Origin of the sequence: Acidisphaera rubrifaciens HS-AP3 (assembly GCF_000964365.1) — a bacterium.
Classification (GTDB): Bacteria; Pseudomonadota; Alphaproteobacteria; order Acetobacterales; family Acetobacteraceae; genus Acidisphaera; species Acidisphaera rubrifaciens.
In genome coordinates this window covers 1-1,687 of the sequence record NZ_BANB01000923.1, presented here as the reverse complement: position 1 = coordinate 1,687, position 1,687 = coordinate 1, and the positions used below count along the sequence as shown (strand labels likewise).

The 1,687-nt window shown below is 71.1% G+C and carries 4 protein-coding genes; 2 read left to right on the top strand and 2 right to left on the bottom strand.

Translation table 11 applies throughout. From position 1 onward, the window contains the following. Both B8460_RS22455 and B8460_RS19075 read left to right on the top strand, forming a co-directional pair. The coding region (locus tag B8460_RS22455) for a DUF6504 family protein (RefSeq protein WP_048863210.1) at positions 1-255 on the top strand (255 nt) is incomplete at its 5' end. A 172-nt stretch (positions 256-427) separates the two neighbouring features. Continuing rightward, a complete protein-coding gene (locus tag B8460_RS19075; RefSeq protein WP_148360715.1) occupies positions 428-700 on the top strand; it encodes a hypothetical protein in 273 nt (90 codons plus the stop codon). A gap of 79 nt (positions 701-779) precedes the next feature. Here B8460_RS19075 and B8460_RS19070 read toward each other — a convergent pair whose 3' ends face one another. After that, positions 780-1,175: a c-type cytochrome gene (locus tag B8460_RS19070; RefSeq protein ID WP_241771246.1), complete on the bottom strand. Its 396-nt coding sequence runs from the start codon at positions 1,173-1,175 to the stop codon at positions 780-782. 181 nt (positions 1,176-1,356) lie between these two features. After that, on the bottom strand, positions 1,357-1,687 hold a 331-nt coding region (locus B8460_RS23140), incomplete at its 5' end, for a hypothetical protein (protein ID WP_206742662.1).

The window sequence follows — 1,687 nt, the reverse complement described above, 5'->3', positions numbered from 1 at the left end:
GAGGCGGTGGCGCTGCTGCCCGACGAGCCGCCCGCGTTCTTCGTCTGGCGCCGCGTCCGCCACCGCATCCGCCGCGCCGACGGGCCGGAGCGCATCCACGGCCAGTGGTGGCTGCGCGACGCGGAGATCTGGGCGGTGCGCGACTATTTCCGCGTGGAGGACGAGAGCGGGCGGCGGTTCTGGCTGTACCGACGCGGCGACGGCGCGGACCCGGCGACCGGCGACGGCGGCTGGTTCCTGCATGGCCTTGCCTGAGCCGGCGCGCGCGGCACCCGGCGGCCATGTCTGATGCGGCGGATACGGCCTTGTTTCAAACAGTACTTTTCGCCGGATGCGCGCCGGAACGAACGCGCGGGACGTGGCGTTGCCCCCGCAAGCCGCGCGCGTCGATGCGCCGCGCGGCACCACGAAACAGGGAGCACGTCAGATGGAGCGCAGCCTCATTCTCGCCGCCGCCTTCAGCCTCGCCCTCGCGCCGGCCGCGTGGGCGCAGAATACCGGTGCCGCTTCGGGTTCGGCCGACAAGGGCACCACGTCCGGCCCGGCGTCACCGGGCGGCGCGCAACACAACGGCGAGTACAGCCACAAGGTGACGGGCAACGCGGACGGCCATGGCGGCCATGTCGGCGCCAAGGGCGCGGCCGGCGCGGAATCCGGCTCGGCGCCGACGGGCGGGCACGGTGACGCCACGTCGAAATAGCGGCCGGGCTCCGGGCCGCGATCCAGGCTGACGGCGGGCGACGGCGGCGGGGCGGATCGCGCCCGCCGCCATGCCAGTCCTACTTCTTGGTGCCGTCGGCGTTGTACTGCTTGAGGAACGCGATCACGTCCTGCACCTTCGCCGGGTCGTGGATGCCGGCGAAGATCATCTTCGTGCCGGGGACCACCTTCTGCGGATTGGCGAGATACTTCGTCAGCGTCGCCTCGTCCCAGGTGATGCCGGACGTCTTGTTCGCCTCGGAATAGCTGAAGCCCGGCACGCTGCCGGCCTTGCGGCCGACGACGCCGTTGAGTTCCGGCCCGACCATGTTCTTGGCACCCGGACCGATCTGGTGGCAGGCGCGGCAGACGACGAACGTCTTCGCGCCGGCCGCGGCGTCCTGGGCATGAGCCGGCATGGCGGCGAGGGTGGCGGCGGCGGCGAATACCGCGGCGATGGCAGCGTGGCGCAACACGGGGACTTCCCTTTTATGTTTCAACGACGGCAGACGCCTCCCCATGGCCACCGGCCCGGAAGGGCCGGCCGGGGCGCGCGTCACACTGCCCGCGCCGGAACGGGCGGGCAAGACGCGGCGGCGCCGCGCCGGGCGTGATCCGTCAGGTTGTCCGCAAGCGTGCGCCGGAGGCCACGCGGGATCAGCTCTTCTCGTCCTCGCTGCCCGGCCAGGCGCAGTGGAAGCGGGCGACGCGCACGCCCGGATGCTCGTTGATCCATTGCGCGAGATAGGGCGGCGCCTCCTTCATGCACTGCTCCAGCGAGCCGTGCGACTGGAAGACCATGTGCTTTTCGGTGCACACGCCCGGTTGCGCGAGCGAGCACAGAAGCACCACAAGTTCGACGAGATCCATCGCGACGTTCCCCCGACCCTTTCGGGACCCTTTGTTGCCGGCCGTTTCGTTGCGGCCCGCCATGTATCGGGCCCCGGCCGAGATGGGCACGTCTAGCCGGCTGGCAACAGCAATTCGC